This is a genomic window from uncultured Clostridium sp. (assembly GCF_947036855.1).
Classification (GTDB): domain Bacteria; phylum Bacillota; class Clostridia; order Clostridiales; family Clostridiaceae; genus Sarcina.
In genome coordinates, this window is sequence record NZ_CAMQRY010000168.1 from 1 (window position 1) to 4416 (window position 4416).

Sequence of the window (4416 nt, forward strand, 5' to 3'; positions counted from 1 at the left end):
ATACCAACTAAAGATAATAAAGATTTAAAATAAGGAGATTTATATGATTAACATAATACTTATTGATGACCAAAGCATAATAAGAGAAGGTCTTAAAATGATACTATCACTTGATGATGAAATAAATATACTTGCTGAAGGAGAAAATGGTAGAGATGCTATAAAACTTACTAATGAGCTAAATCCTGATGTAATTTTAATGGATATTAGAATGCCAATTATGAATGGTGTTGATGCTACACTTGAAATTAAATCACAATTTCCAAATAGCAAAATCCTAATACTTACAACATTTAATGATAACGACTATATATTTGATTCACTTAAAAATGGAGCTTCTGGCTATCTTCTAAAAGATGCTAGTCCTGATGAAATAATAGATGCAGTTAAAACTATTTATAAAGGTAATCTACTTATCCACTCTGATGTAGCAAGTAAACTTAGCGAACTTTTAGCAACACCTAGCCCTAAAAAAATTCAGGCAGACTTTGATTTATCTGTACTTACCGAGCGTGAAAAAGATGTAGCACTACTTATTTCTAAAGGTCTTTCAAATAAAGATATATCAAAAACATTGTTTTTATCAGAAGGTACTATAAAAAATTATGTAACAAAAATCCTTGATAAATTAGAAGTTGATAACAGAACTGAACTAGCACTTTTAATAAATTAAGTGTAAAAAGCTAGATAATCTTTCTAAAAAAGAAGATATCTAGCTTTTTACACATCTTTTAAATATACAAATTTCTACATTCCATAATTTTTTTATTGCAAAATGCCTATTTTATTTATGATTTAATTTAATATCTCATTCTTTTTTATCCAATTCATAAAATATTATAGATTTTCTGAAAAATTTTTACTTTTTTACCCATATAACGTTTACAATGATTTAGGATTGGTATATAATTATTAAAATTAGAAATTTTATAGATTATAAGGAGGTTCTTTATTTGACAACATTATTTAAAAATTTAATCAAGCCTATGTATAGTATAGGAAAAGAGACACTTACAATAAAATTTGATATTAACCACACAAATAAAAAAACAGGATTTAACGAATCTGTTGTTACTTACCTTAATAGCATTGGAAAAGTATGTTTTGATAGTGGTGAAAAATATGGTAACTTCCCACTTATAAATTTAGATGGAAAATCATATTTACTTGAAAAAAGATATCTAACAAACGAGAGCTTTGAACTTTCTGAAATTGCGATTTTAATAGAAAAATAAAACAACCTTTGAAATTATTTCAAAGGTTGTTTTGTATTATATAGTATTCTCTTTTATATGAAAAATAACTTTTTAAGCTTTCTTGGGAAAATAGATAAATCTTCATTTTCCATACCTTTAGTTTTAATCATAACTTTAAGATAAACAATACTACCTACATATCCAGCTATAACTAGAGCTATCGCATTAGTAATATACCCACCTAGTCCTGGTATTGAAGTTGCTCCAAAGACCATTCCAATAATTTCACTCATAATAAAGTAAACTACAGCCAGTGCTATCCCCATAAATATAGCTGCTATAGCTGGCTTTATAATACTATTAAGGTAAGATTCTTTTGTTTTTGTATGATTTTCAACAATCTTTATATTAATCATCATCCCAACATAATTTGAAAGAAGTAATCCAATTATAGCCCCATAAATATTTATACTCGCAATTCCTATAAATATAAAATCAACTACAAGTCTTACTGCCACATTTATAAATGAAGTTACAGCTCCTGCTCTAACCCTTCCAAGGCTATTAAGCATAGTAACACTTAACTGATAAATTGATGAGAATATAAATACATATCCCCCAAATACCATAAGCTCTGCTCCACCTGTAAGTCCCACTTTAAAATATATAAAATGGAATATTGCCTTGCTTAAAACTGATAAAGTTACAGCAGCTGGTAGTCCTATCATAAACCCAATTTTAAATACTTTAGCTATTCCCTCATTAAGCTTCGTCTTATCTTTCGAAGCATTTTCTCTTGCTATAATAGGGAAAACTGATAAAGCAAGTGAACTAATAATAATCATTGGTAAATTAATAAGTTGTGTGTATTTACCAAAATCACCAAACATCACACTAAATTGTGCTTGTGAATAACCAAGCTCTGAAAGTCTTCCTGTTATAATCATTTGGTCGAAAAGATTATTTCCACCATAAAGAATCAAAGCTGAAACTAGAAGCGGTACTGAATATTTCCATATATAATTAAATATATGTCTGTCATTATGCTTTCTAGGTTGAGATTTAACTCTTCCTCTTTTTCTTAAATCTTCTTTATACTTTATTTTAAGATATATAACAGAAGCAAGCGCTCCAATTGCTGTTCCTATAGCTCCACCTGCTACTCCAAGTGCCAAACTATATTTCATAAGCCACCATGAAAAGAACAAACTACATACAACATTTAAAACTTGCTCTATAAATTGTGATATACCAAGTGGTGCAAGATTATGTCTTCCTTGGAAGTATCCTCTATAGGCACTACTCACAGCTGTAATAAGTATAGCTGGTGCAAGTGCTAATATTGCTATTCTACTATTTTCAAGCCCAGTATAATTAACAACTACACCTGATATTATAATTAAAATTAAAGTCATAAAAATTCCCATTCCAAGTAAAAATACCCTACCAATTTTAAAACTAGCCATAGCATCTCTCTCATGACCTGAACCACTATACTCTGCTATAAGCTTTGGTATTGCACTTGATGAGCCAGCAATAGTTACCATATATATAAATGTATATACAAGATATGCTGAGTAATAGTTTCCATATCCATCACTTCCTATATTTACAATAAGAAGTGGTATATATACTAATGATAATATTTTTGATAGTACATTAGTCATTGTTAAAATAAGTATTCCCCTTGAGGAATTCTTCATATTTATAATAATTACCTCCCTCGGTAAGCTTTATCATTCGTATGCTTTCTTTATCTGAATTTGCTTTCACTTTATATTAAATATATTTTCTATAATTGTCAATTTTATATTTGCCTATAAAATCTCATTTTAATATTTTTTGCACATTTTAGCCAAAATATTCATATTTTTATGAAACTTTACTATATTAACTTTAAATTTTAAAAGGTTTCCACTGATTTTTTTGACAACTCATAAACTATTAATTAAATGCTTATATTTATCTTCCTTTTTTTAACTATATAGTTAAAAAGCAATCTATTTATTACTTGTTATCACTAAAACTCTCCCTTATGCTATTAAATTTAACAACTTATAAGAATTTATTTTAATATTCATTTATGTTAATCTTATATTGTAAATAGTTATTAATTATTATAAGATGAGATTCATTCTTACCCACTAAGAATGACAATAAATTCACGTCAAATAGAGTTATATTTTAATTAATATAACTCTATTTTTAATTCTCCAATTTATATTTTGCTTAATACATCTGTATAACAAATATCTATATCAAAAAAAGAATCTTGTATCCTTAAATACAAAATTCTTTGTGGGCTAATTATCTATTTTTAATTATATCCTTTTGGGTTATTACTTTGCCAGTTCCAAGAATCTTTACACATATCATCAACACTCTTAGTAGCATTCCATCCAAGCTCTTCATTAGCTTTCTTAGGGTCAGCATAACAAACTGCTATATCCCCTGGTCTTCTTGCTGCTATTTTATAAGGAATTTCCTTTCCACTAGCATTTGCAAATGCATTAACAAGCTCTAAAACTGAATATCCATTACCTGTACCAAGATTATAAGTTACAAGTCCTGAATTTGTTACAAGCTTATTTAAAGCTTTTATATGACCTACTGCTAAATCAACAACATGGATATAATCTCTAACACCAGTTCCATCTTTAGTTTCATAATCATCACCAAATACACTAAGCTCCTTAAGTTCACCAATTGCAACTTTAGTTATAAATGGCATAAGGTTATTTGGTATTCCTGATGGGTCCTCACCTATTAATCCACTCTCATGTGCCCCTACTGGATTAAAGTATCTTAAAAGAGCTATATTAAATGAATCATCAGCTTTATATAAATCTCTAAGTATATCTTCAATCATCAGCTTTGTTGCTCCATAAGGATTTGTTGCTGATAAATCACACTCTTCTGTTATTGGAATGACCTTACTTTGCCCATAAACAGTTGCAGATGAACTAAATACAAAGTTCTTAACTCCAAACTTTTTCATTGTTTGAAGAACAACTAATGTACTTGTTATATTATTATGATAATATTCAAGTGGCTTCTGTGTTGACTCTCCTACTGCTTTAAATGCAGCAAAATGTATAACTGAATCAATTTTATTTTCACTAAAAACTTTTTCAACATTCTTAGCATCTAATAAATTATACTCATAAAACTTTATATCTTTACCTGTTATAGTCTTAATTCTATCTTTAACAAGCTCTTT

The 4416-nt window shown here is 28.1% G+C and carries 4 protein-coding genes; 2 read left to right on the plus strand and 2 right to left on the minus strand.

Features of this window, described 5'->3' with window-relative positions; genetic code table 11:
• The first annotated feature begins 43 nt into the window (after positions 1–43).
• Positions 44–673: a response regulator transcription factor gene (locus Q0V15_RS12050; RefSeq protein ID WP_297439348.1), complete on the plus strand. Its 630-nt coding sequence runs from the start codon at positions 44–46 to the stop codon at positions 671–673.
• 280 nt (positions 674–953) lie between these two features.
• Positions 954–1235, plus strand: a complete 282-nt coding sequence (locus Q0V15_RS12055) for a hypothetical protein (protein ID WP_297439350.1) — start codon at positions 954–956, stop codon at positions 1233–1235.
• Between the two features lie 53 nt (positions 1236–1288).
• Here the strand turns inward: Q0V15_RS12055 and Q0V15_RS12060 are convergent, their stop codons facing one another.
• Positions 1289–2899, minus strand: a complete 1611-nt coding sequence (locus Q0V15_RS12060) for a polysaccharide biosynthesis protein (protein ID WP_297439352.1) — start codon at positions 2897–2899, stop codon at positions 1289–1291.
• A gap of 614 nt (positions 2900–3513) precedes the next feature.
• Positions 3514–4416, minus strand: a 903-nt coding sequence (gene galE, locus Q0V15_RS12065; RefSeq protein ID WP_297439354.1) for a UDP-glucose 4-epimerase GalE, incomplete at its 5' end; no start/stop codon positions are given.